At 69.8% G+C, this 23,106-nt stretch carries 23 protein-coding genes, 1 tRNA gene and 1 other RNA gene; 7 read left to right on the forward strand and 18 right to left on the reverse strand.

The annotated features are described in order from the left end of the window. Positions 1 to 11 precede the first annotated feature (11 nt). Together bcp and B7K20_RS11230 are read left to right on the forward strand one after the other, a co-directional pair. A complete protein-coding gene (gene bcp / locus B7K20_RS11225; RefSeq protein WP_084102613.1) occupies positions 12 to 485 on the forward strand; it encodes a thioredoxin-dependent thiol peroxidase in 474 nt (157 codons plus the stop codon). Positions 486 to 533: 48 nt separating this feature from the next. Further along, positions 534 to 618: transfer RNA gene (locus B7K20_RS11230), tRNA-Leu, on the forward strand. 72 nt (positions 619 to 690) lie between these two features. On the opposite strand, the gene trxA is transcribed toward B7K20_RS11230, so the two are convergent. Then, on the reverse strand, positions 691 to 1,053 hold the full coding sequence (gene trxA, locus B7K20_RS11235; RefSeq protein WP_084102614.1) for a thioredoxin: 363 nt from the start codon (positions 1,051 to 1,053) through the stop codon (positions 691 to 693). A 133-nt stretch (positions 1,054 to 1,186) separates the two neighbouring features. Between trxA and B7K20_RS11240 the strand changes: the two genes are divergently transcribed. Beyond that, positions 1,187 to 1,729 carry an NUDIX hydrolase family protein gene (locus B7K20_RS11240; protein WP_084102615.1) on the forward strand — a complete coding sequence of 181 codons (543 nt, stop codon included), beginning with the start codon at positions 1,187 to 1,189 and terminating at the stop codon, positions 1,727 to 1,729. A gap of 1 nt (position 1,730) precedes the next feature. Here the strand turns inward: B7K20_RS11240 and B7K20_RS11245 are convergent, their stop codons facing one another. The 11 genes from B7K20_RS11245 to B7K20_RS11295 form a co-directional block, all read right to left on the reverse strand. Beyond that, complete coding sequence (locus B7K20_RS11245) at positions 1,731 to 2,261, reverse strand: mismatch-specific DNA-glycosylase (protein ID WP_084102616.1); 531 nt, start codon at positions 2,259 to 2,261, stop codon at positions 1,731 to 1,733. A 2-nt stretch (positions 2,262 to 2,263) separates the two neighbouring features. Then, positions 2,264 to 2,878, reverse strand: a complete 615-nt coding sequence (rdgB, locus tag B7K20_RS11250; protein ID WP_084102617.1) for an RdgB/HAM1 family non-canonical purine NTP pyrophosphatase — start codon at positions 2,876 to 2,878, stop codon at positions 2,264 to 2,266. Next, the gene (gene rph / locus B7K20_RS11255) at positions 2,875 to 3,627 is read right to left on the reverse strand and encodes a ribonuclease PH (RefSeq protein ID WP_200809085.1); all 753 of its coding nucleotides are present in this window, start codon (positions 3,625 to 3,627) and stop codon (positions 2,875 to 2,877) included. The genes rdgB and rph overlap by 4 nt, the downstream gene beginning before the upstream one ends. 61 nt (positions 3,628 to 3,688) lie before the next feature. Next, entirely contained in the window at positions 3,689 to 4,465 is a 777-nt protein-coding gene (locus B7K20_RS11260) for an MBL fold metallo-hydrolase (protein WP_084102618.1), read from the reverse strand. Then, the gene (gene murI, locus B7K20_RS11265) at positions 4,462 to 5,277 is read right to left on the reverse strand and encodes a glutamate racemase (RefSeq protein ID WP_084102619.1); all 816 of its coding nucleotides are present in this window, start codon (positions 5,275 to 5,277) and stop codon (positions 4,462 to 4,464) included. Before murI ends, B7K20_RS11260 begins: the two co-directional genes overlap by 4 nt. Next, on the reverse strand, positions 5,270 to 5,926 hold the full coding sequence (locus B7K20_RS11270) for a DUF2017 domain-containing protein (RefSeq protein ID WP_084102620.1): 657 nt from the start codon (positions 5,924 to 5,926) through the stop codon (positions 5,270 to 5,272). Before B7K20_RS11270 ends, murI begins: the two co-directional genes overlap by 8 nt. Then, entirely contained in the window at positions 5,923 to 6,210 is a 288-nt protein-coding gene (gene clpS, locus B7K20_RS11275) for an ATP-dependent Clp protease adapter ClpS (protein ID WP_084102621.1), read from the reverse strand. The genes B7K20_RS11270 and clpS overlap by 4 nt, the downstream gene beginning before the upstream one ends. Before the next feature lie 45 nt (positions 6,211 to 6,255). Continuing rightward, entirely contained in the window at positions 6,256 to 6,537 is a 282-nt protein-coding gene (locus B7K20_RS11280; protein WP_084102622.1) for a DUF3039 domain-containing protein, read from the reverse strand. A gap of 41 nt (positions 6,538 to 6,578) precedes the next feature. Beyond that, positions 6,579 to 8,216 (reverse strand): hypothetical protein, encoded by a 1,638-nt coding sequence (locus B7K20_RS11285; RefSeq protein ID WP_144018659.1) that lies wholly within the window; start codon positions 8,214 to 8,216, stop codon positions 6,579 to 6,581. Next, positions 8,198 to 8,974, reverse strand: a complete 777-nt coding sequence (locus B7K20_RS11290; RefSeq protein ID WP_084102624.1) for an ABC transporter ATP-binding protein — start codon at positions 8,972 to 8,974, stop codon at positions 8,198 to 8,200. The genes B7K20_RS11285 and B7K20_RS11290 overlap by 19 nt, the downstream gene beginning before the upstream one ends. A gap of 75 nt (positions 8,975 to 9,049) precedes the next feature. After that, the gene (locus B7K20_RS11295; protein ID WP_084102625.1) at positions 9,050 to 10,015 is read right to left on the reverse strand and encodes a calcium/sodium antiporter; all 966 of its coding nucleotides are present in this window, start codon (positions 10,013 to 10,015) and stop codon (positions 9,050 to 9,052) included. A 146-nt stretch (positions 10,016 to 10,161) separates the two neighbouring features. Here B7K20_RS11295 and B7K20_RS11300 point away from each other — a divergent pair, with 146 nt between their 5' ends. Further along, positions 10,162 to 11,229, forward strand: coding sequence for an acyl-CoA desaturase (locus tag B7K20_RS11300; protein ID WP_234985814.1), 1,068 nt, complete (start codon positions 10,162 to 10,164; stop codon positions 11,227 to 11,229). 173 nt (positions 11,230 to 11,402) lie between these two features. Here the strand turns inward: B7K20_RS11300 and araA are convergent, their stop codons facing one another. The 3 genes from araA to B7K20_RS11315 all read right to left on the reverse strand — a co-directional run bounded on the left by araA (position 11,403) and on the right by B7K20_RS11315 (position 14,816). Next, the gene (gene araA / locus B7K20_RS11305) at positions 11,403 to 12,926 is read right to left on the reverse strand and encodes an L-arabinose isomerase (protein ID WP_084102627.1); all 1,524 of its coding nucleotides are present in this window, start codon (positions 12,924 to 12,926) and stop codon (positions 11,403 to 11,405) included. Further along, positions 12,923 to 13,645, reverse strand: coding sequence for an L-ribulose-5-phosphate 4-epimerase (locus B7K20_RS11310; RefSeq protein ID WP_084102628.1), 723 nt, complete (start codon positions 13,643 to 13,645; stop codon positions 12,923 to 12,925). Before B7K20_RS11310 ends, araA begins: the two co-directional genes overlap by 4 nt. A 214-nt stretch (positions 13,646 to 13,859) precedes the next feature. Beyond that, positions 13,860 to 14,816, reverse strand: a complete 957-nt coding sequence (locus B7K20_RS11315) for an aldo/keto reductase (protein WP_200809086.1) — start codon at positions 14,814 to 14,816, stop codon at positions 13,860 to 13,862. A gap of 83 nt (positions 14,817 to 14,899) precedes the next feature. Between B7K20_RS11315 and B7K20_RS11320 the strand changes: the two genes are divergently transcribed. After that, entirely contained in the window at positions 14,900 to 17,209 is a 2,310-nt protein-coding gene (locus tag B7K20_RS11320; RefSeq protein WP_084102630.1) for a hypothetical protein, read from the forward strand. Between the two features lie 90 nt (positions 17,210 to 17,299). Here B7K20_RS11320 and ssrA read toward each other — a convergent pair. Both ssrA and B7K20_RS11330 read right to left on the reverse strand, forming a co-directional pair. After that, positions 17,300 to 17,667: a transfer-messenger RNA gene (ssrA, locus tag B7K20_RS11325) on the reverse strand. 55 nt (positions 17,668 to 17,722) lie between these two features. Then, on the reverse strand, positions 17,723 to 18,280 hold the full coding sequence (locus B7K20_RS11330; protein ID WP_084102631.1) for a TetR/AcrR family transcriptional regulator: 558 nt from the start codon (positions 18,278 to 18,280) through the stop codon (positions 17,723 to 17,725). A gap of 139 nt (positions 18,281 to 18,419) precedes the next feature. On the opposite strand from B7K20_RS11330, the gene B7K20_RS11335 reads away from it, so the two are divergent. Both B7K20_RS11335 and B7K20_RS11340 read left to right on the forward strand, forming a co-directional pair. Further along, the gene (locus B7K20_RS11335) at positions 18,420 to 20,981 is read left to right on the forward strand and encodes an MMPL family transporter (RefSeq protein WP_084102632.1); all 2,562 of its coding nucleotides are present in this window, start codon (positions 18,420 to 18,422) and stop codon (positions 20,979 to 20,981) included. A 100-nt stretch (positions 20,982 to 21,081) separates the two neighbouring features. Then, complete coding sequence (locus B7K20_RS11340) at positions 21,082 to 22,125, forward strand: serine hydrolase (RefSeq protein WP_084102640.1); 1,044 nt, start codon at positions 21,082 to 21,084, stop codon at positions 22,123 to 22,125. On the opposite strand, the gene B7K20_RS11345 is transcribed toward B7K20_RS11340, so the two are convergent. Beyond that, a complete protein-coding gene (locus tag B7K20_RS11345) occupies positions 22,060 to 23,004 on the reverse strand; it encodes a formate/nitrite transporter family protein (protein WP_084102633.1) in 945 nt (314 codons plus the stop codon). The genes B7K20_RS11340 and B7K20_RS11345 overlap by 66 nt on opposite strands. Positions 23,005 to 23,106 lie beyond the last annotated feature (102 nt).

The raw sequence follows: 23,106 nt of genomic DNA on the forward strand, positions 1-23,106 counted from the left end.
ACCGTGGAGTCATGAGCGACAACCGTCTGACTGTGGGCAACACCGCCCCCGACTTCACCGCCACCACCGACCAAGGAACGTTCTCCCTGGCAGACCAGCGCGGAAAGCACGTCATCCTGTACTTCTACCCCGCTGCGATGACGCCCGGCTGCACCACCGAGGCCTGCGACTTCCGCGACTCCCTCGACGCCCTCCAGGCCAAGGGTTACGAGGTGGTGGGCATCTCTAAGGACAGCCCCGAAAAGCTCGCCGAGTTCCGCGCCGCCGAGGGTCTCACCTTCACCCTCGCCTCCGACGAGGACAAGTCGATCCAGGAGGCTTACGGAGCCTGGGGCGAGAAGATGAACTACGGCAAGACCGTGGTGGGCTCCATCCGCTCGACCGTCGTCGTCGACCCCGAGGGCAAGGTCGAGCTCGCGCTCTATAACGTCAAGGCCACCGGCCACGTGGCGCGCGTGCGCCGCGAGCTGGGCGTCGACGCCTAACAGCAACGGTTTATCCCGGGAGCGGCCTGGCCGTATCCTGGGTGCCGCGCGCGAGTGGCGGAATTGGCAGACGCGCTGGATTTAGGTTCCAGTGTCCTCGGACGTGGGGGTTCAAGTCCCCCCTCGCGCACCACACAGCACACGGCCCCGGTCGCCGTCCCGTTCACACGGGAGGCGGCCGGGGCCGTGTGCGTGAAGGCTGTGCTTACGCCTGCTGCTCGGCGAGCTTCTGGCGAACCTCGTCCATGTCCAGGTCGGCGACCGCGTCGACGACCTGCTTGAGCTGCGGGGCGGGCAGCGCGCCGGCCTGCTGGAACACCAGGATGCCGTCGCGGAAGGCCATGAGGGTCGGGATCGCGGTCACACCAAACTGGGCGCCCAGGGCCTGCTCGGCCTCGGTGTCCACCTTGCCGTGCACCACGGCCGGGTTCTGGTCGGACGACGCCTCGTAGATAGGGGCGAAACGCTTACAAGGTCCGCACCAGTCGGCCCAGAAGTCGACCAGCACGATGCCCTCCTTCGTCACGGTTTCTTCGAAGGTCTCGGTGGTCAGATCAACGGTAGCCATGGGGCTTCCTTTCTTGTATTGCTCCCCTGGGTCGCCCGGGAGAACACATACACCCCTGGCGCTATTCCACTACCTTGCCATGTGTCGGCGCGCGCGTGGACCAGACCCGTCCCGAGCAGGTACAAAGGACGGCATGACGGATATGGCGGAGCTGCCCCCCGAACCCTCCGGATGGCTCAGCGATCGTGAACTTCAGCACGTACGCAGCGAGTTGCCGATGGTCTACGTGAACGTGATCCCGGTCAGGGTTGACGCGAGCGGCGAGGTGACCGAAGTGGGCCTCCTCCTGCGCGCCGACGACGACGCGATCTCCCGCGCCCTCATCGCCGGCCGTGTGCTGTTCCACGAGCGCATTCGCGATGCCCTGATCCGCAACATCGAGAAGGACCTGGGTGGAGTCGCGCTGCCGCGGCTTCCCGCGAACCCCACCCCGTTCGCGATCGCGGAGTACTTCCCCACCAAGGGTGTGACCCCGTTCCACGACACTCGTCAGCATGCCGTCGCGATGGCATACATCGTGCCCGTCGACGGCGACTGTGAGCCCAGCCAGAACGCGCTCGACATCGTGTGGCTCACCCCCGAGGAGGCCGCGAGCGAGGACGTGGCCTCCGACATGATGGGCGGCCAGCACACACTGCTGCGCCAGGGCCTCGCGCACTGCGGCCTGCTGCAGTAGCTCAGCCGATCACCCGCGCCGCCTCGGCCCACCACTCAAGCCGGGTCGCGCGGCCGTCGTACGCGGAGCGTCCCTGATTGCGTCCCGACGGGCTCGGCAGCACCATCGCCTTCGCCCCGCCGAAGGTCCAGTCCTGAACGCCGAGGCCAGGCGGCCGTTCGCCCAGGTAGCGCGCGACGGCCTTACCCGCCTCCTTGGAGGTGAAGGCGATCCAGGCAGGCCGATGCGCCCTCACCTTCGCCTCTAGCCCTTGAGCGTCGTACGGCAGTCCTTTGTCGTGTGACTGCGCCATGGTCTTCACGAGGTCCGTGAGGCCGATGCCGTACTCACCCACCCGATGGTCGTCACCTGGAGTGAGGGGCTCGGGGACGAACCCCGCCTCGAACAGCAGGCTCCAGAAGCGGTTGCCGGGCCCCGCGTAATAGTGCCCGCGGGCCGCGGAGACCAGGCCCGGCGCCGTGCCGCAAAACACGACCCGTAACCCCTGACCGAGGCGATCGGGCAGGACAGGGCGCGCCACGGCATCGGCCATCGTTAATCCGCGAGCAGCGCCGCCACGTGTGGGGCGAGCGCCCTGAATGCCGCGCCGCGGTGAGACAGGGCATTCTTGGTTTCGGCGTCGAGCTCGGCGTTCGACAGGGTCTGCCCCTCGCCCATGAAGATGGGGTCGTACCCAAAGCCGTGCTCGCCGCGAGGCTCGCGCAGCAGGCGGCCGGGCATGCGGCCCTCGCAGACGATTTCCTCGCCGGCGGGCGTCACCAGCACGGCCGCGCAGACGAACGCCGCGCCGCGATGCTCGTCGGGGATGTCCGCCATCTGCGCGAGCAGGAGATCAAGGTTGGCCTGGTCCTCGCCGTGCTGGCCGGACCACAGCGCCGAGAAGATGCCCGGCGCGCCGCCCATGATGTCCACGGCGATGCCAGAATCGTCGGCGATCGCCGGCAGGCCGGTCGATGCCGCGAGCGCCCGCGCCTTGATGAGCGCGTTCTCGGCAAAGCTGGTGCCGTCCTCGACGGGGCTGGGCGCGCCCAGTTCCCCGGCCGACGCGACGTCCTCGCGCGACAGGCCCGGCACGGACGGCGCCAGGATCGCCCAGATCTCCCCCACCTTGTGGGCGTTGTGGGTGGCGATCGCGAGGCGGGCCGTCATCGGACCGGGCCGTCCAAGGAGTCGAGCGCCGCGGTCTGCAGACGGGCGAGTTCGGCGTTGCCGGCCGTCGCGAGCGCGAGGAGCTCGTCGAGCTCGGCCTTCGAGAAGGGCTTACCCTCGGCGGTGCCCTGGACTTCGACAAAGCCGCCGTCGCCGGTCATGACCACGTTCATGTCGGTCTCGGCGCGTACGTCCTCGACGTACGGGAGGTCGAGCATGGGGGTGCCGTCGATGATGCCCACCGAGATGGCGGAGACGGAACCGGTCAGGGGCGCGGCGCCGGGAGAGATGAGGCCCTGCGCACGGCCGTAGGCCACGGCGTCCGCGAGCGCCACGTAGGCGCCGGTGATGGCGGCGGTGCGGGTGCCGCCGTCGGCGTCGAGCACGTCGCAGTCGAGCACGATGGTGTTCTCGCCCAGCGCTTTCACGTCGACGATGGCGCGCAGCGACCGGCCGATGAGGCGCGAGATCTCCATGGTGCGCCCGCCGATCTTTCCTCGCACCGACTCACGGTCGTTGCGGGTGTTGGTGGCGCGCGGAAGCATCGCGTACTCGGCGGTCACCCAGCCCTCGCCGGAGCCCTTCTTCCACCGCGGCACGCCCGCGGTGAAGGAGGCGGAGCACAGGACGCGGGTGCCGCCGAAGGTCACGAGGCAGGAGCCCTCGGCGTTCTTCTGGAAGCCGCGCTCAAACGAGACGGGGCGAAGCTGGCTGGGCGTGCGCCCATCGGCGCGGGTGATGTCGCTCATGCGACGAGCCTATCGGCGACGACGATGCCCGCCGCGCTCGAGCCCGTCCGGAGTCCTCGCGCTACAACTCCACCCGGAGGCCGGGGTGAGCCAGGTCGATGGGGCCGTCGTAGGCGCTCGCGGCCTCCGCATGCACGCTGGGGCAATCCGTCCACGGCGGGATGTGGGTGAGGATGAGCCGGCCGGCACGCGCGCGCTCGGCGACCTGTCCGGCGACGAGGCCCGTGAGGTGCAGACCCTCGGGGGCGTCGTCCGTTGTGAGGAACGACGCCTCGCACAGCAGCACGTCGGCATCGGCCGCCGCGACCTCGAGCCCGTCGCACTCGTCGGTATCTCCCGAGTACGTCAGGACGGCCGATGCCGTGGCGGGGTCCTCGCTCGGCCCCTCGATACGGAAGGCGTACGCGGGCACGGGGTGACGGACCGACTCGACCGTCACGCGCATGGGCCCAATGCTGGTGTGGCCCGAGGCCTGCCAGACCACGCACGGCAGCGCCTCGGAGTGCCCGTCGGTGCCCTTCAACTGCGCGATGCGACCGGCGGTGCCGAAGGGGCCGTAGACCGTCACGGGCTCGGCGGGCCCGTCAGGGTGATAGCTGAGGTAGGTGTCCAGGTGCGCGAGGTCCGCGCAGTGGTCGGGGTGCAGGTGGCTGATGAACACGGCGTCGAGGTCACGGGGATCGCAGAAGCGCTGCAGCACGCCCAGCGCCCCGGAACCCGCGTCGAGGAGTACGCGCCAGGTGCGGCCCTCGTCGTCGTCGGCCTCGAGGAGGTAGCTGCTGGACGGTGACGCGGGGCCAGGAACCGAGCCGGAGGATCCGATGACGGTGAGCCTCATGCGCCCACCTTGCCGATCGTCTCGACGCTTGTCACGACGGGGCCCAGGAAGCGCTGCGCGAGCGCCTCAAACCGCGCGGTCTCGCCCGTCGCGGAGAAACGATGCTCTGGGATGGCGCTCGTGTCGCGGCCCAGTCCGTGGCGGGTCAGCGAGCGGAACACGTCGATCGCGGTCTCGGTGGCCGAGTCGACAAGCGTGACGTCGGGGCCCATGACGTAGCCGATGGCGCCCTGCAGCATCGGGTAGTGGGTGCAGCCCAGGATGAGGGTGTCAACGTCGGCGGCCTGCAGTGGTGCGAGGTACTCGCGGGCCACCTCGATGACCTCGGGACCCGAGGTCACGCCAGCCTCGACGAGCTCCACGAACCGGGGGCAGGCCTGCGAGAACACCTCGACGCCGGGGGCGGCCGCGAGAGCGTCGTCGTAGGCACCGCTCGTGACGGTCGCGGTGGTGCCGATGACGCCCACGCGCCCGGACTTGGTCAGGGTGGCGGCGCGGCGCACGGCGGGCACGATGACCTCGACCACGGGCACGCCCCGCTCGGTCGCGAAGCGCTCGCGCGCGTCGCGCAGTACCGCCGCGGAGGCGGTGTTGCATGCGATGACGAGCATCTTGACGCCCTCGGCGACCAGCGAATCCATGATGTCGAGCGCGTGCTGGCGCACGTCCGAGATGGGCAGCGGACCATACGGTCCATACGCGGTGTCTCCCACGTAGTGGATGGACTCGTGCGGAAGCATGTCCATGATGGCGCGGGCCACCGTCAGGCCTCCCACACCGGAATCGAACACCCCAATGGGCGCGTCAGACATCCTGCTCCTCTTCTGTCGTGATCAGGCACTGCAGCAGCGACTCCTGGAGCCACGTCAGGGCCTGGTACAGCATGCCCAGCCATACGCGCTCGGGGTCCACCCCCAGGTCCTCGTGCGCGTCGGTGCCCATCGCGTGGGTCGCGAGGTCGATCTCCTCGTGAAGACGCTCGGCGTCCTCGTCGGTGTCGATACTCAGGCGAGCGGCGAGCACCAGGCGGACGTCCGTCAGGGCCGATGCCGTGGCCATCGCCTCGTCAAGGCTCACCTCCCACGCCTCGCCGGGTGCGTTCAGCTGCTCCCACATGGTGCGCAGCCGTCCGGCCTTGGTGGCGCGGAGGTCGCCTTCGGTGAGACGGCGGAATTCGGCGGCGACTTCGTCGTCCTCGCGCGAGGCGCTCGGGAGGAGGCGCCTCAGTGCCGGGTCGGCGGGCTCGGCGGGGGTGTCGTCGAGGCCCGCGATGGAGCGGAAGAGAGCGTCGGCCTCGCCGCGCGGCTGGCCCGCGTCGCCCGCGTCCTCGCGCCCGGGCGAGCCGAAGGCGTCCGCGCCCAGCAACTCCCCCACATCGGCCACGATCCGGGCGATGACGGTGCTCTCCTCGTCGTCCAGATACGCGACTGCCGCGCCCTCGGTGACGCTGAAGCCCCTCATGCGCCGCTCCGCTGAAGCGTGGCCCACAGTCCGTAGCCGTGCATGGCCTGCACGTCGACCTCCATGCGCTCGCGCCCGCCGGTGCTGACCACGGCGCGGCCGCGTTCGTGGACCTCGCGCATGCGCGCCTCGGCCTCCTCGCGCGTGAACTGGAAGTACGTCTGGAAGACGTGGGTGACGTAGCTCATGAGGTTGACCGGGTCGTTCCAGACGATGGTGACCCAGGGATCGTCGAGGCGCGTCGCGACGGCGCCCTCGCGTTCGATCTGCTCCTCGGTGCTCACGGCTCTAAGCCTAGGCGCGCGAGGCGCCCGGGGGCGGGAGGCAGGTCAGTCGTCGCCGTCCTCGGGGCCAAAGCGACCGTCGATGATCTCCTTGCACGCCGGGCACACCGGGAAGCGCTTGGGGTCGCGCCCCGGTACCCACACCTTGCCGCACAGGGCGATCACGGGCTCGCCGGACATGGCGGACTCCATGATCTTCTCCTTGCGCACGTAGTGCGCGAAGCGCTCGGCGTCGCCGGGCTCGATGAGCTCCTTCTGCTCGACGCGCTCGATGGTGGCGGTGCCGCCCTGCGGCTGCTGGGTCTCGGGTGCACTCGGCTCGCTCATGCGGCCCAGTCTACGACCCGCAGTCCACGCGCGATCAGCGACTAGCTCACGCGCGCGATGAGGCTGCCCGCACGCTGGTCGTACAGGAGCCCTGCGAGCCTGACACCACCGACACCAAACGCCGCGCCGAGCGCCAGGCCGCTCACGAGCGCCACCCACCCCCAGCCAGCGTGCACCGTCAGGGCGAGCACCAGCGGCACGGTGACGAAGGGCAGCACCAGCATGGTCGCGAGCGAGGACAAGAGCTGGGCACCCAGGGAGGCTCCGAGCGAGCCGACCTCGGCACCGAAGGGGTTCTCCCCCGGTGCGGGAGCGCGATACGGCAGCAGCACCGACGTCACCGAGGCGACGCCGAGCGTCGCCCCCAGCGTTCCGAGCGTCGCCCCCACCAGTCCTGGCGCCGCATACCAACGACCCGTCCAGGCCAGGATGCCCACGGCGGCGAGCACGGTCGCGGGCACCGCCCAGACCAGCACGGCCTGGGCCCGGCCGGCCATGACCTGACCACCGCGCGAACCGGACACGATGTCGAGCCACAGCGCCGTGTGGTCGTACGCGACGTCGTTGTGCCGCCCCCAGCCGATGGACGCGGCGAGCATCACCGGCGCGACGAACGCCCACCGCGTATCGAGCCCCAAGACCGGCATCGCGATCGCGAAGAAGATCACCGGCAGCGCCACCACTCCGGAAGCCGCGACCAGGTAGCGCGCATCCGTCCCCCACGAGACGAGCATGCGGGCGCGCACGGCGCGAGTGGGTTCGTCGGTCCGCCACAGGCGGGCCAGCCGCGACCGGCGGGACGGACCGGACGCCGCACCCCAGGGGAGGTCGCGCGCGGAGGCGAGGATCGCATCGGCCCTGCGCCTGCGCCCGCCGCCCCGATGAACGGGGTTGACGAGCGCATGCGAGATCGAGTCGCGCCATGCCAAAGCGAGCACCACCACAGCCCCGGCCATGAGCGCGAGCCGCCACGCGACGGACCACCAGCGGCCGTAGGTAGCGGACTCGGCGGCGACCATGCCGGCGCCGACGGGCGTGCGGCCCAGCCATTCCATGAGCGTCTGCGCCTCGTACTGCAGCGCCGAATCGATGCCGTCCCTCAGCGCGATCCACACCACCGAGCCCAACACCACAAGCGCGAGGCCCACGGCCAGGAGCAGCACGCCGCGGGTGCGCCGGTCGTTCACGGCACGCGCGGACCACGCGACGGCCACGCGTGCTCCCAACACCATGACCGCGACGGTCAGCCCCGCGCCCACGAGCGCCACCGCGAGCACCCCCCATCCCGAGTCGCGCCAACTCAGCGTCAGCACCACGAACGCGCCCGCGAAGAACAGCGCGGGCACCGTGAGGAACGCCGCCAAGGTCAGCCCGCCGGCGATCTGACGCGCGGAGACGCCGAACGTCGCGAACCGCCCGGGGTCCAGCGTGTCCTCGAGTCCGGTGACGAGCAGGGGCACGGTGATCCAGCCGGCGATGCAGATGGCGGCAACCACGAGGAGGATGTCGGCGCGCACATCTGCGGATTCATCAGACAGCTGCACGCTCGCCCACAACACGGCCGGCACCAGCGACAACGACCACACGGCGCCACCAATGAGCAGCAGTGCCCGCCACCACTCGCGCGCCAACTGGTGGCGCACGGTCGTGTACTTGAGCCTTAGGACTGTCGCAACCACGCCAGGTCCCGCTGGTCGGCGATATCGCCCACGAGCCCCACGAACCGCGCCTCGAGGTCCTCGCCCGCGCGTACTTCGTCGAGCGTGCCGGCGGCGAGAACGTGGCCGTGCCCCACCACGGCGACGTGGTCGCACAGCCGCTCCACGAGCGCCATCACGTGGCTCGACATCACCACGGTGCCGCCGCTCGCGACGAACTCCTGCAGGATGCGCCGGATCGCGCCGGCGGAGACCGGATCGACGGCCTCGAACGGCTCGTCGAGCACCAGCACGCGAGGGGCGTGGACGAGCGCGCACGCGAGGCCGATCTTCTTGGTCATGCCCGCGCTGTAGTCCGTCACCAGCGTGGATCCCGCCGAGTCGAGGTCGAGCGCCGCCAGCAGATCGTCGCGCCGCTCGCGCACGGTGTCCTTGGGCAGGCCGCGCATGAGTCCCGCGTACGAGATCAGCTCGCCGCCGGTGAGGCGGTCAAAGCTGTGCAGGCCGTCGGGCAGCACACCCACCATGGCCTTGGCGCGCGCGGGCTCGCGCCACATGTCCACGCCGTGGATGAGGGCCTGCCCCGAGTCGGGCTTCAGCAGTCCTGTCGCCATCGACAGCGTGGTGGTCTTGCCCGCGCCGTTGGGCCCCACGACCCCGTAGAACGAGTGCGTCGGGATGTCCAGGTCGATGCGGTCGACCGCGAGTGTGGCCCCGAACCGCTTGGTCAGCGCGCGCAGGGACATCGCCTGCGTACGCCCCTCCCCCAGCTGCGTCATGGCGCCAGCCTAAACCCGCGGATCGGCCGTGTTTGCAGGGCCGATGCGACACCTGGGGTCCGTACGCCGCTCACCCTACGAGCCGGCGGCGATGAGGTAGGTGGTGTACGCGAGCCACATTGCCAGGAAGACGCCGCCCTCGATGCGGTTGATGCGGCCGTCGCGCTTCCAGTGATAGCCGAGCGCGACGAGCATCACGGTCAACAGCATGAGGAAGGGCAGGTCGCGGTGGAGCAGCTCGGTGCTGACGCTCGCGGGGTGGATGAGTCCTGCAATGCCCACCACACCCAGGGTGTTGAACAGGTTGGAGCCGATCACGTTGCCCAGCGCCAGGTCGTTCTCGCCCTTGCGCGCGGCGGCGATCGAGGAGGCGAGCTCGGGCGCGCTCGTGCCGATCGCCACGACCGTGAGGCCGATGACCAGGTCGGACCAGCCGAGCGCCTCGGCGATCTCTACCGCGCCCCAGACCAGGAGGCGGGAGCTCAGCACCAGGATGACGAGGCCGACGATGAGCCAGATCCAGGCGGCCTTCTTCGACAGCGGGTGGTCGTGGGCGTGGTGGTCGACGTCGACCTCGAGCTGGTCGCCCTGCTGGCCGCGCGCCTGCATGATCTGCCAGGTGAGCAGGACGACGAGCATCAGCACCATCGCGCCCGCGTCGCCCGTGGAGAGTTCGCCGTCGCTCATGAGCAGCCACGCGGCGACCGTGACGACGATGAGGAGCGGAAGTTCGTTGCGCAGCACGCCGCGCTTCACGACGATGGGCAGCATGATCGCCGTGACGGCGAGGATCAGGCCGATGTTCGCGATGTTCGAGCCGAAGGCGTTACCGAGCGCGATCTCGGGCGAGCCGTCGACCGCGGCGAAGGCAGAGACCACCATTTCCGGCATGGACGTGCCGAAGCCGATGACCACCATGCCGATGAGTAGCGGCGCCATGCCGAGGTAACGGGCGACCGTCGAGGCGCCCAGCACAAAGCAGTCGGCGCTCCACGCGAGCACGATGAGTCCGACGACAGTTGCGACGATGGGGACGAGCATGGCCAGAGCCTAACCGTGAGATATCCCTCGCAAGGGTGGTGACATCTAACCTACGGTCGCGTAGGGTTGCCCGAAACGTCCGACGGACGTGCGGCACAGACCTTTCCTTGCCGCGCGAGCCGCCGCCCGCTAGCAAAGGACCGCTCATTTCTTCCTCCCCCGCATCCCGGTCCCATGTCAATTCCTTCACCGTGTCCTTCACGGAGGTCGCGCGCACGGTCCGCGACACGGGGCTGCTGCGCCGCTCGTACCACTTCTACGGCTGGTTCGGTGGGGCGCTCGTCCTCGCCTTTGCCGGCGTCGTGACGGGTTTTGTGTTGCTGGGCGACTCCTGGTTCCAGCTCCTCATCGCCGCGGCCCTTGGTGTGGTGTTCACGCAGGTCGCGTTCCTGGGCCACGAGGCCTCGCACCGCACGGTGTTCACCTCCGGCCCGGCCAATGACCGCCTGGGCCGGGTGTTGTCCGCGCTTGTGGTGGGCATCAGCCACCAGTGGTGGATGACCAAGCATTCGCGCCACCACGGCAACCCGAACAAGCGCGGCTCCGACCCCGACATCGAGCCCGACACCATCACCTTTGTCGAGGAGGACGCGGCGAAGACGCGCGGCGTCATCCGTTGGGTCAACCAGCGCCAGGGCTGGCTGTTCTTCCCGCTGCTGACCCTCGAGGGCCTCAACCTTCACTACCGCTCCGTGGCCTCGCTCGTCACCCAGGGCACGCGCAAGCAGCGCTGGACCGAGCTGCCCATGATCGCCCTGCACTTTGGGCTCTACCTGGTGCCGGTGTTCCTGTTCTTGCCGCTAGGGCTCGCGTTCGCGTTCATCGGCGTGCAGATGGCGGTGTTCGGTGTGTACATGGGAGCCTCGTTCGCCCCCAACCACAAGGGCATGATGATCGTGCCGGCCGACATGAAGATGGACTTCTTCTCCAAGCAGGTGCTGACGAGCCGCAACATCCGCGGCGGCTGGGCGATGTCGATCCTCATGGGTGGACTCAACTATCAGATTGAGCACCACCTGTTCCCCAATATGGCCCGCCCGCACCTCGCGAAGGCTCGCGAGATTGTGCGCGAGTACTGCGAGGCGCAAGACGTGCCGTACACCGAGACGTCGCTGATCGAGTCCTACGGGATCGTCATCGAGTACCTCAACCGCGTGGGACTCGCGGCGCGCGACCCGTTCGACTGCCCCGAGCGCATGGCGATGGGGCGCTGACCCCACCCCCGCCTCGTGGCGGAGAACGGGCCACCAGGAGCACTCGGCACCCGCGCACCGCGCACCGCGCACCGCGCACCGCGCACCACGCAACAGGGCCCGGCGGCCCCACCCCCACGTGAGGGGCGGGACCGCCGGGCCCTGAGTGCGTCTGAGCCCGAGGGCCTCTGCCCTTAGAGGCTCTGCGCCAGGCGGTAGTACGCGGCGTTGGCGCGCATCTCGGCCGCGAAGCCCGTCAGCGTGGTGTCCTCGTCGATCACGAGCAGCTCCACCTCGCTCATGGTCGCGAAGTCGCGGAACACCTCGACGCCGATCTGGTTCGACATCACCGTGTGGTGCGCGGCACCGGCCTGGATCCACGCCGTGGTCGAGGTCGTGAAGTCCGGGGCGGGCTTCCACACCGCGTGGCCCACGGGCAGCTTGGGCATGGGCGCCGGGAGCTCGACGTTCTCGACCACGTTGGCGACCAGGCGGAAGCGCTCGCGCATGTCCGACATGGCGACGACCACGGCGGGGCCGGCGTCGGCGGTGAAGACCAGGCGGACCGGGTCCTCCTTGCCGCCGATGCCCAGCTCGGCGATCGTGAGGCGCGCCTTCTTGGACGACAGGGCCGGGTTCACCTCGAGCATGTGCGCGCCGAGGATCAGCTCGTTGCCGGGCTCCAGGTGGTACGTGTAGTCCTCCATGAGCGAGGCGCCGCCGGGAAGGCCAGCACCCATGACGGCGGCCGCGCGGACCAGGACGGCGGTCTTCCAGTCGCCCTCGGCGCCAAAGCCGTAGCCGTCAGCCATCAGGCGCTGCACGGCGAGTCCGGGCAGCTGGCGCAGGTCGCCCAGGTCCTCGAACGAGTCGGTGAAGGCCGTGAAGCCGCCCTCCTCGAGGAACGAGCGCAGGCCCAGCTCCACCGCGGCGCCGTAGCGCAGCGACTCGGCGCGCTCGGCGCCGGGCAGGAGCTCCGCGTCGACGTCGTACTCCTCGACGTACTCGGCGACCAGGGCGTCGATGTCGGCGTCGGTCTGAGCGTGGACGCGCTCGGCGAGCTCGTTGACCGACCAGGTGTTGATCTGGACGCCCATCTTGATCTCGGCCTCGGTCTTGTCACCCTCGGTGACGGCGACGAAGCGCATGTTGTCGCCAAAGCGGGCGACGCGCATGTTCTGCGTAGCGTGGCGGCCGGCGGCGGCGCGCACCCAGGTGCCGACGCGCTCCTGCGTCGCGGCGTGGCTGGCGTGGCCCGAGACGGTGGTGCGCGGGATCGCCATGCGGGTCTCGATGTAGCCGAACTCGCGGTCGCCGTGCGCGGCCTGGTTGAGGTTCATGAAGTCGAAGTCGATCTCGCCCCAGGGCAGGTCCACGTTCGCCTGCGTGTGCAGGTGCAGCAGCGGCTTGCTCAGCACGTTGAGGCCCGTGATCCACATCTTGGCGGGGCTGAAGGTGTGCATCCAGGCGATGACGCCGATGACCTTGTCGTTGGCGTTCGCCTCGAGCATCGCGGCGCGGATGCCGTCGCGCGACTTCACGACGGGCTTCCACACGATACGCGCGGGCACCGCGTCGGCGCCGTCAAGCAGCGCGGCGACCTGCTGCGACTGCTCGGCGACCTGCTTGAGGGTCTCCTCGCCGTACAGGTCCTGGGACCCGGTGAGGAACCAGACCTCGTAGTCGGCGAGGTTGGGAACGATGGAACGGGTGCTCACTTGCTGTCTCCTTCTCCGGCACCGGCGCCGGGCTGTCCGTAGACGTTCTGGTAGCGATCGAACAGGGCGTCGATCTTGTCCTGCGGAATGTCGATGAGGGGGCCGCCCTGGAGGGCGATGTGGGTGGTGCGGGCGACGTCTTCGCACATGACGGCCGCCTTGACGGCGTCCTTCGCGTCCTTGCCGATGGTGAAGACGCCGTGGTTCTGCATGAGGACGGCGCGCGAGCGGTGACCGTCGAGCGTCGCCACGATTCCGCGGCCGATGCTGTCGTCACCGATGATCGCGAACGGACCCACGGGGATGGGGCCGCCAAACTCGTCGGCCATGCCGGTGATGTGGCACGGGATCTCCTGGCCGCGCGCGGCCCAGGCGGTCGCGTAGGTCGAGTGGGTGTGCACCACACCGCCCACGTGCTCCATGTTGCGGTAGACGTAAGCGTGCGCGGCGGTGTCCGAGGAGGGCGAGCGGTCGGAGCCGGGCGTGCCGGGGACGACCTCGCCGTCGAGCGTGCACAGGATCATGTTGTCCGCGGCGAGCTCGTCGTAGCTCACGCCCGAGGGCTTGATGACGAACAGGTCCTCGCCGGGCACACGGCCCGAGACGTTGCCGCCGGTCCACACGACCAGCTCGTAGCGGGTGAGCTCGCCGTGCAGCCGCGCGACGTCCTCCCGAATCTTGTCGATGGTCTCTTGGACCGCGGTGCTGAACTGGCTCACTTCTGCCTCTCTAAGCGGGTGGTCGTGCCGGGCGTCGCGACGCTCGGGTACATGACACAGGAGCGAGTCCTCGCGTCATCGTCGGGGGCCGTGGCGGCAGCATTGCCGCCAGCGTCGAGCGTCATACGTGAACGTTAACAGGCGGCCGATGCGCGGGGCCAGTCGGAAGGTCCCGTGTCGCTTGGCGAGGGGGTCTCGTCGCCGGCTCCTGTGATCAACCGGGGAACAGTGCCTCGATCTCCGTGACCTGCTCCCGGGTGGGCCGCCAGGTCGCCGAGGAGGCGTTCTGGCGCACCTGCTCGGGCCGGGTCGCGCCGGCGATTACGGAAGAGATGACTGGGCGCGACAGGAACCACCCGAGCGTCGCCTCGAGCATCGTCACGCCCCAGTCGTCACACAGCGCCTGGTAGGCCTCCATCGCGTCCCAGTCGGCGTTGTCGGCGATGTGGGGGCGCTGGCGCGCAATGCGTGAGTCGGCGGGCCGGTCCGTCCGCGTGAACTTGCCCGTGAACAGGCCGTTGGCGAGGGGGAAGAACGGCAGGAATCCCGCGCCGATGCGCTCGGCCTCCGCCAGCCGGCCGTCGCGTTCAACGGCGCGAGCGACGAGCGACAACTCGTCCTGGCTGGAAGCCAGGGCGGGAAGGCTACGGGCGCCAGCCACGGCATCGGCCGCCCGTAGTTGCTCCGCCGTGAACTGGGAGACACCGTAGGCGCGGATCTTGCCCTCCTCCACGAGCTCCGCGAGCGCGCCGAGAGTCTCCTCGATCGGCACGGACGGGTCCGGCTGGTGCTGCTGGAAGAGATCGAGGCGGTCGGTCTGCAGACGCTCCAGCGACGCCTCGCAGGCCGCACGTAGATAGGCGGGCGAACCCTTAGCGCCGAGCTCATCGAGCGGAGTCTCGACCTTGGTGAAGCCGAACTTGGTGGCGAGGATCACGTCGTCGCGCCGGCCGGCGAGCGCGTTGCCCATGAGCGTCTCCGACAACCCCCACTGGCCGCCATACAGGTCCGCGGTGTCGAAGAACGTCACGCCCGCGTCGATGGCCGCGTGGATGACGGCGTCGGTGCCCTCCTGCGACTCCGACGCCGTGCCCGAGCGTCCAAAGTTGTTGCACCCGAGTCCCACGGCGGAGACGGTGAACGGGGCATGGCCGAGACGTCGCTGTTCCATGCCTGCCACGCTACTGCGCCTCCGGCCCGGCGCGTGTCGGTGGCCTGTGCTGGAATGGTGACAGCCAGCCTGGGGAGGGACTCATGGCCATGCTTCCGCGCACCGCCGTCGTCGTCGTTCACGGCATCGGCGAGCAAGAGCCGCTCGACACCTTGCTTTCCTTCGTCGGGCGCGGCGCGGATCCCGCCGCCGCCCGTACGGATGCTCCCGCTCCCCTACGCGCCGCCTCCGTGCCGTCCGCGGGCATGATCGACGAGGGCGACGGCGTGGTCGACGCGAAGGCGGGCGACAGGCGCTTTGTGCTGCCCGACAGGCTCGCGGGGACATCGTTCGGGCGGATCGTGTCCGTCGACATGCGCCACCGCATCCGTGACCTTCCCGAGGCCGACGATGCCGAGCCTCGCAGCTGGTCGCGTACCACTCACTTCTACGAGTACTACTGGGCCTATCGGTTCCGGGACACCGCCTGGCGACACCTGCCATCGTTCGTGATGCGCTTGGTCTCGGCCGACCGCGGCGGGCTGCTGGACGGCTTCATGAAGGGGTACGGGCCGGCCCCGGCGCACACGGTGCCGGCGCGAGTGGACAGGCTCACGCGCGCGGCCGCGATCGCCTTGGCCCTCGTCACGGGCGTGCTCACGGCGTGGGTCGCCGTGACGGCGACGACGGACGGCCATGCGGGCTGGCTCGCGGCGGGGATCGCGGCCGCCGTGGTGGCCGCGTTCGGGGCCGTCGCCGTCGCACAGCTCGCGGGGGTCCTCACGACCATACGGACGATGCTCCTGGTGGGCCTCACGTCGGCCGTGGGCTACGTGGTGGGTGCGGTCTTCGCGGGGCAGCCGATGCTCGCCGTCGCCCTGGGAGCGGCCGCGGGCGTCCTGGCGGTGGTCACCGTCGCCGGAGTGGTCGCCTGGCGGCTGCCGACGGTGGCCGCGGCGGGGCTCGCCGTCGCGACCGTGGCGCTGGCTATCGCCGCGACGAACCTGGGCGATCCCGACGCGGGCGAGATGTGGGGTGCCCTCGCGGGGGCGCAGAGTTTTCTCGGCGCCGCGATTCCGGTCGTCACCATGCTCGTGGGCGGGTTCGCACTGACGGGCCTTGGCGACGCCGCGCGCTACCTGTCGAGCAAGCCTGACAACATCAGCGAGCGCGAGAACATCCGTGGCGGTCTGGTGGATCTCCTCACCGCGATCGCCGACGATCGCGACGAGGTGAGTCAGCGCTTTACCTACGACCGCATCGTGCTCGTCGGCCACAGCTTGGGCACGGTGATCGCTGCCGATGCCCTGCACGCCTACTGGAACACGGTCGCGCCGAACCTCGAGATTCCGCTGTCGCGCGTGGAGCTGGACGAGGGCGACGACGACCCCGCCGTGACGCCGCTCGAGCGGGCCGTCAGGCGCGTCGAACGGCACGCGGTTGCCGGCGGCGTCGCAGACGGCGGAGGCGAGTCTGACGACAAGTCGGGTGAGGCACAGCGCGCCGCGGTCCGCGGCGACCGTGCCGCGCTCGGAGAGGCGCTGCGTGCGCCGTTACGGGTGGCTCCTACCGCCCAGGGCGAGGGAGTGGGAGAGGCGACCACGGCATCGGCCATCGCCACGAACGCCGCCCGATGGATCGTGACCGACCTCGTGACGCTCGCGTGCCCCCTGACGCATGCCGAGATCCTCGTCACGGCGGGCAAGGACGCACTGGCGGAGGCGACGAAGGACCGCTTCCTGGCGACGAGCCCGCCGCAGGTGCAGCAGACCCCCGCTGCTCGCGCGAGCCACCCGCTGCGCTACCGCGTCTGGACGGGGGTGAGCGGCGAGGACACGTCGCGCCTGCACCAGTCGGCGCAGTTCGCCGCCACCACCTGGACGAATATGTTCTTCACGCACGATCTGGTGGGCGGCGAACTGGGCTCGCGGCTGGGCAGCGGGATCGACGATCACCCCGTGGGCGAGCGTCCCGCGACGCTCGGCCAGTTCATCCGCGCCTACCCTCACAGCTCGTACTGGGGCACGGCGACCAGGGCGACCGCAGCGGGGCGCGACGAGGTCCTCGCGCGCGTGAAGAAGCTGTGCTTCCCGCGAGACCCCGTGCTCGTGGTGTTCGCGGAGATCGCCGATCGCGACGCGCTCTTGGCATTCGTGGACGACGTCGCGGGTCTGCGGCTGACCGACGTGGCGCCGGGCGAGGACGCCGTCGAGCTGCGCGTGCTGGCGCCGGTGGCCGAGGCGGTGGAGCCGGCTGCGCCGCGCCAGGACTGGCTGTGGCCGGGGCGACCCGCGCGGATCGCGCCCGCCGATCTGGAGGCGGTCCTGGCGCTGGCCCGCGCGCACGGCCTGCAACTGCGCCGCAGCGCCAGCGCCGTCGCCGACGAATCCGACGTCGAGGACGCGAGCGAGTAACCGCAGGAAGACCAAAGGCCACCGGCCGTCGCGACCTCAACGAGGACGGGAGCCGGTGGCCTCTCGGTCACCTACCAGGGATGATGAAACAAGTGGAGATGCGGGGAATCGAACCCCGGTCCGCATGTACGACGACAGGTCTTCTCCGGGCGCAGTCTGAATGTTCAGTGTCTCGGACCCGCACGACCTTCAGACGAGCTGTGCGATGGCCCCAGCCAACTAAGAGTCCCCCACTCCCCGTTGGCGAAGGAGTGGAGCCAGTTCCCTAGATGACGCCAGGGACCAGGTCGGGATCTAGCCTGGGCTGACGGACTTCGGGGCTCGCTTAGGCAGCGAGGGCGAAGTCGGTGCGCTTGGAATCGGCACCTATTGGTTTGCCACGAGCGTTAACGAGATAACGTGACGTCCTCGGCCCGCTTCCCCTGAGGAAAGCACACACGTCGAAACCGATCATCCCCTGTGCAGTTGTACGCCCCAGTCTACGCGACGCACCGACATGCTCCAAGGGCCGCCTTACTCGGCGCCGTCGCCGCCCAGACCCAGGAGCACCACCCAGACCCACTGCGCCGCCTCGACGGCCGGCGGCCGGTCCTCGCGCGACAGCCATGCTCCAATGACGCCGATGATCGAGCCGGCCACGCCGGCCGCGACCACATCGGGTGGCACGTCCACCGCATGCGTCTCGTGCCCCTCGGCGGCGGCCATGATCGCGACGTGGAGCTGCTCACGCAGCCGCGCGAGGACCACGCCGTAACCGGGCTCGGTGAACACCCGCACGTACAGGTCCGCATGTGTCTCGACGTGCTGGAGAAACTCCACCAGCACGGCGGGCGCGAGCGGCGCGCTGGGGTCGATGCCGTCGATCTTGGCGCCGGCCTCCTGAGCCACGAGGTCCAGGGCATCGGCCAGCAGCGTCTCCTTATCGGAATAGTGCTGGTAGAACGTCGACCGGTTGACCTCGGCCCGCTCGGCGATGTCGGACACGCTCACGTGGTCGATCCCGCGCTCACGCGCCAGCGCAAACAGCGCCTCCTGGAGGCGCCGCCTGGTCCTCACGATCCGTGCGTCCATGACCCCATTGTGCAGGGCCGATGCCGTGGTCGCCAACCATTAACCGACAAGTGTCGCTTAACGCCCTTTGGCGGGGTTAGGATGGCGAGCAGGCATCGTCGCCTCGTCCCCTCCCCCGAGATCCTCGAAAGGCTCTGACGTGGCCCATCTTCTCTTCAGGCTCGGTCGCGGCTCCGCGCGCCGACCCTTCATCGCGATCGTGGCGTGGATCGTCGCGCTCGCCGCGGCCGCAGGCGGCTTCCTCGCCTTCGGCGGCACACTGACCGACTCGTTCTCAATCCCCGGCACCCCCACACAGCAGGTCACGGACCAGCTTGAGGAGGAACTCCCCAGCACGGGCGGCACCACCGCCCGCGTGGTGTTCCAGAGCGAGGACGGCTCGGAGATCTCCGCCGATCAGCAGCAGCAGATCGCGGACGCGCTTGCCGGCGTCGAGGACATCGACGCCGTGTCCGGCATCATCGACCCGTTCGCCACGCAGGCAGACACCGAGGAGCAGCTCGCGCAGCTCGAGGACGGCGCCGCGCAGATCGACCAGGCCGAGGCCGAGCTGGAGTCCGGCCAGGAGCAGCTCGACGCCGCGCGTGCCGAGGCAGAGGCCGGTCAGCAGCAGCTCGAGGAGGGTCAGGCCCAGCTCGACGCCGCCATTCAGCAGGCCAAGGACGCCGGCCAGTACGCGGCCGCGCAGGCGCAGTTTGATGCGCAGCAGGCCGAGCTCGACGCCCAGCGCGAGCAGCTCGAGGCCGGACTCGCCCAGCTCGACGAGCAACAGGAACAGATCGACGCGGGGGCAGAAGAACTGACCGCCCAGCGCGAGCAGCTCGAGCTGGGCCAGCAGCTCGCCGACAACGCCTCGTCGTTGTCCACTGTTTCCGAGGACGGCTCCACCGCGCTGGCCGCGGTGACCTTCACCGAGGGCGCGCTCACCCTGTCCCAAGAGGACAAGGACGCCGTCATGGAGTCCATCGAGTCCGCACCTCTCGACGGCCTCGAGGTGTTCTTCAGCGCGGACATCGCGACCGAGGTCTCGGGCATCCTGGGCGCCGGCGAGATCGTCGGCGTGCTGCTTGCCCTGGTGGTGCTGTTCGTCATGATGCGCGTGGTGTGGCCCGCGCTCACCCCGATCATCACCTCCGTGGTGGGCGTGGGCGTGGGCGTCGCCGCCTCGCTCGCGCTGTCGGGCTCGGTCGACATGTCCTCCGTCACGCCGGTGCTGGGCGTCATGCTCGCCCTGGCCGTCGGCATCGACTACGCGCTGTTCATCATCAACCGCCACCGCCTCAACCTGAAGCGAGGCATGGAGGTCAACGAGAGCATCGGCCTCGCGAATGGCACCGCGGGCAACGCGGTCGTCTTCGCGGGCACCACGGTGCTCATTGCCCTGCTCGCCCTCAACGTCACCGGCATTCCGTTCATTGGCGTCATGGGCAACGTCGCGGCCTTCTGCGTCGCGATCGCGGTGCTGGTGGCCATCACGCTGGTCCCGGCCGTGCTGGGCCTGGTGGGCGTCAAGGCGATCTCCAAGCGTTCGCGCGCCAAGATCGGCCAGGCCCACGAGCCCGAGGCCCCCTACACGCCCATGAAGACCGGCCGCGCCGTGCTCGCGGTGATCGGCGGCGTGGTGCTGCTGGGCATCGTCGCGATCCCCTCGGCGTCCATGCGCCTGGGCCTTCCCGGCGGCGACCAGGAGCCCCCGGGCTCCACTGCATACGAGGCCTACACGGCCATCGACGAGAGCTTCGGCGAAGGCCTCAACGCCACGCTGCTCGTGACGGCAGACCTTCCCGAGGCTGTGTCCGACGAGGACCTCCTCGCGACGCAGGTGGCGATCGAGAACCAGTTCATGGAGGTCGACAACGTCACGGCGGTCGCCCCCGCCGGCGTGTCCGAGGACAACTCATTCCTCGCGTTCCAGGTGGTGCCCGCGGAGGGCCCGAACTCGGAGTCCACCGAGCAACTGGTGCATGACATGCGCGCACTGTCGCCCCTCGAAGACGGCACCGAGCTGGGCGTCGCCGGCACCGCCTCGGGCAACATCGACATCTCCGAGAAGCTCTCCGACGCGCTGCCGCTGTACCTCGCGGTCGTCGTGGGCCTGTCGCTCATCATCCTCATCGTGGTGTTCCGCTCGATCCTGGTGCCGCTCATCGCGACGCTCGGATTCGTGCTGAGCCTGTTCGCGGCCTTCGGCGCCGTGACCGCGGTCTACCAGTGGGGATGGCTCGCGAGCCTGTTTGGCGTGGACGTACCTGGCCCGATCCTGTCGTTCCTGCCGATCATGCTCACCGGCATCCTGTTTGGCCTGGCGATGGACTACCAGCTGTTCATCACCTCGGGCATGCGCGAGGCGTTCGTGCACGGGTCCACCGCGCGCGAGTCCGTCACGGCGGGCCTGCGCCACGGCCGCGCGGTCGTCACGGCGGCGGCGATCATCATGGCCTCCGTCTTCGGCGGCTTCGTGTTCTCGCACATCTCGATGATCCGCCCCATGGGCTTCGGCCTCGCGATTGGCGTGCTGTTCGACGCGTTCGTCATCCGCATGATGGTGGTGCCCTCGCTCATGCACCTCATCGGCGAAAGCGCCTGGTGGATGCCCAAGTGGCTTGACAAGATCCTCCCCAACGTGGACGTCGAGGGCGCCGCGCTCGAGCGCGAGCACCCCGCTCCCGAGGAGGCGACCACGACACAGGCCGCTTCCTAAGCCGAGCGTTTCGACGGCCCCGGTCTCTTCGGAGACCGGGGCCGTCGTCGTTCGTACGGCCGATGCCGTGGCCCGCTTTCGCTCGCTACCGTCGGTGACCATGGAAGCCGACCTCGACGCCGTCTGTGCCCTGCTGCCCCGTCGCCACGACCGGGTCCTCGTGGCGGTCGCGCGAGGCGACGAGTCTGCCTGGCGGGCCTTCGGCGTCGACGAGGGGGCCGATGCCGAAGTGGGCTCGGTCGCGAAGGGCCTCACCGGGATGCTGTACGCGTCCGCGCTCGCGTCGCGGGACGTGCGGACGGACACGCGCCTGGGCGATCTGCTGGATCTGGAATCGTCGCCCGCCGCTGAAGTCACGCTGGGTTCGCTTTCGACCCACACCTCAGGGCTGCCGCGACTCGGCCCGACCGTCGAGGGGCCGTCGGCGCTGGCTCGCCAGTGGGCGCTGTGGCGCAAGGGCGCCAATCCGTACGGCGAGGACATCGACGGGCTGCTCGCTGAGGCCCGGGCCGCGTCGGTCGGCAAAGCGAAATTTCGGTACTCGAACCTGGGGTTCTCGCTGCTGGGGCACGCGGTAGCCGCCGCACTCGGAATGGGCTACCCGGCGGCGCTGCGCTCGCGCGTGCTGGAGCCGCTGGAGATGGCCGATACCTACGTGGCGCGCTCGGAGTCCGACCTGAGGCCGCGCGCGCTGCGAGGGGCTTCACGGCGCGGACGCGCGCAGTCGCCGTGGGTGGGCGCCGGCATCGCTCCGGCGGGAGGGGTGCGGGTGACCGCCCGCGACCTGGGCGCGTTGGTCGGCGCGCTGGCGAGGGTCGGCACGGCCGATGCCGGGGTCGTCCCAGGAGGCCTGCCCGTCGACCCGCTCGCGGTACCGCCCGGCATGGGCGCCTGGGCGGGCGCGCTGGTACCGGTCGCCACCGTGGGCAAGCGCGGGCCGGCCGCATCGAGGATTGGCGCCGCATGGATGACGTCCGAGGTGCGGGGGCGTCAGGTCACCTGGCACAACGGCCGCACCGGCGGTTTCGCGTCCTTCGTGGGTGTGGACCGCGCCGCGGGAGTGGCAGTGGGGATCGTGTCAGCCTGCGCGGCTGGCGTCGACCACCAGGGATTCGTCGCGCTCGAGGCGCTCCGCGGGGGGTGACTGGCGCGAGGCGACAGCCTCGCGGGGCTCAGCCGCGGCATCGGCCGGTGGGACCTGAACCGCGACATCGGTGACGTCGGCGGCCAGGGCGGCCACAGCATCGGCCTTCCTGGGGCCGGCGATGAAGGTGTAGGCCATCGCGATGATGACCATGCCGCCCACCAGGTTGCCCAGGCCGGCCCACAGCATGTTGGTGCCGAAGTCGGCCCAGGTCACGTCGACGGTACCGCCGCCCATGACGCCGAGGCCAAAGATGGTCATGTTCGCGACCACGTGTTCGAAGCCCGAGGCGATGAAGCCGAACACACCCCAGAAGATGACGATGGCCTTGGCGGCCTCGTTCTTCACGCGCCCGGCGGCCCAGATCGCGACGCAGACGAGGATGTTGCACATGACGCCGCGGAAGAACACCTCGGAGGGGCCGTGGCTCATCTTCGAGGTGAGGATGCCGTCGAGCATGCCCCCGGTAGCGGCGTCGTGGAAGATACCCGATTGGATCAGGACCCAGGCGAGGACCAGGGATCCGAGGAGGTTGCCGATCAGGATGAATCCGAGTGTCCCGACGCCTTGGAGCCAGGTCACGGTGCGGCGCATCACGCCGATGGGGAGGATCATCATGGCGCTCGTGGCGAGCTCGGCGCCGGCGAAGACCACAAAGGTGAGGGCGATCGCGAAGACGGCGCCGGAGACCAGGCGGGTTGCGGGGTCGCCGGCGACGAAGAACGGGCCCGCGGCCGAGAGCATCACATAGACGCCGGTGCCGACCCACAGCCCGGCGAGCATCGCGGAGACCAGGAAGCGGAAGGGCCTGCGGGTGCCGGCGACCTTCACGGCGGCGGCCTGGGCCTGCGCGTCGACGGCATCGGGGATGGAAAGCATGGCTTTGAGGGTAGGTGCCGTTTCAGCGTGCGATGAGGGCCTTTGGTCCGGCTCCTGGCCGTATTTGTGGCCAGCGACCAGGCATTTTGTTTGGCGTCGTGG

This window comes from Demequina sp. NBRC 110051 (assembly GCF_002090055.1).
In the GTDB taxonomy this organism is placed as follows: Bacteria; Actinomycetota; Actinomycetes; order Actinomycetales; family Demequinaceae; genus Demequina.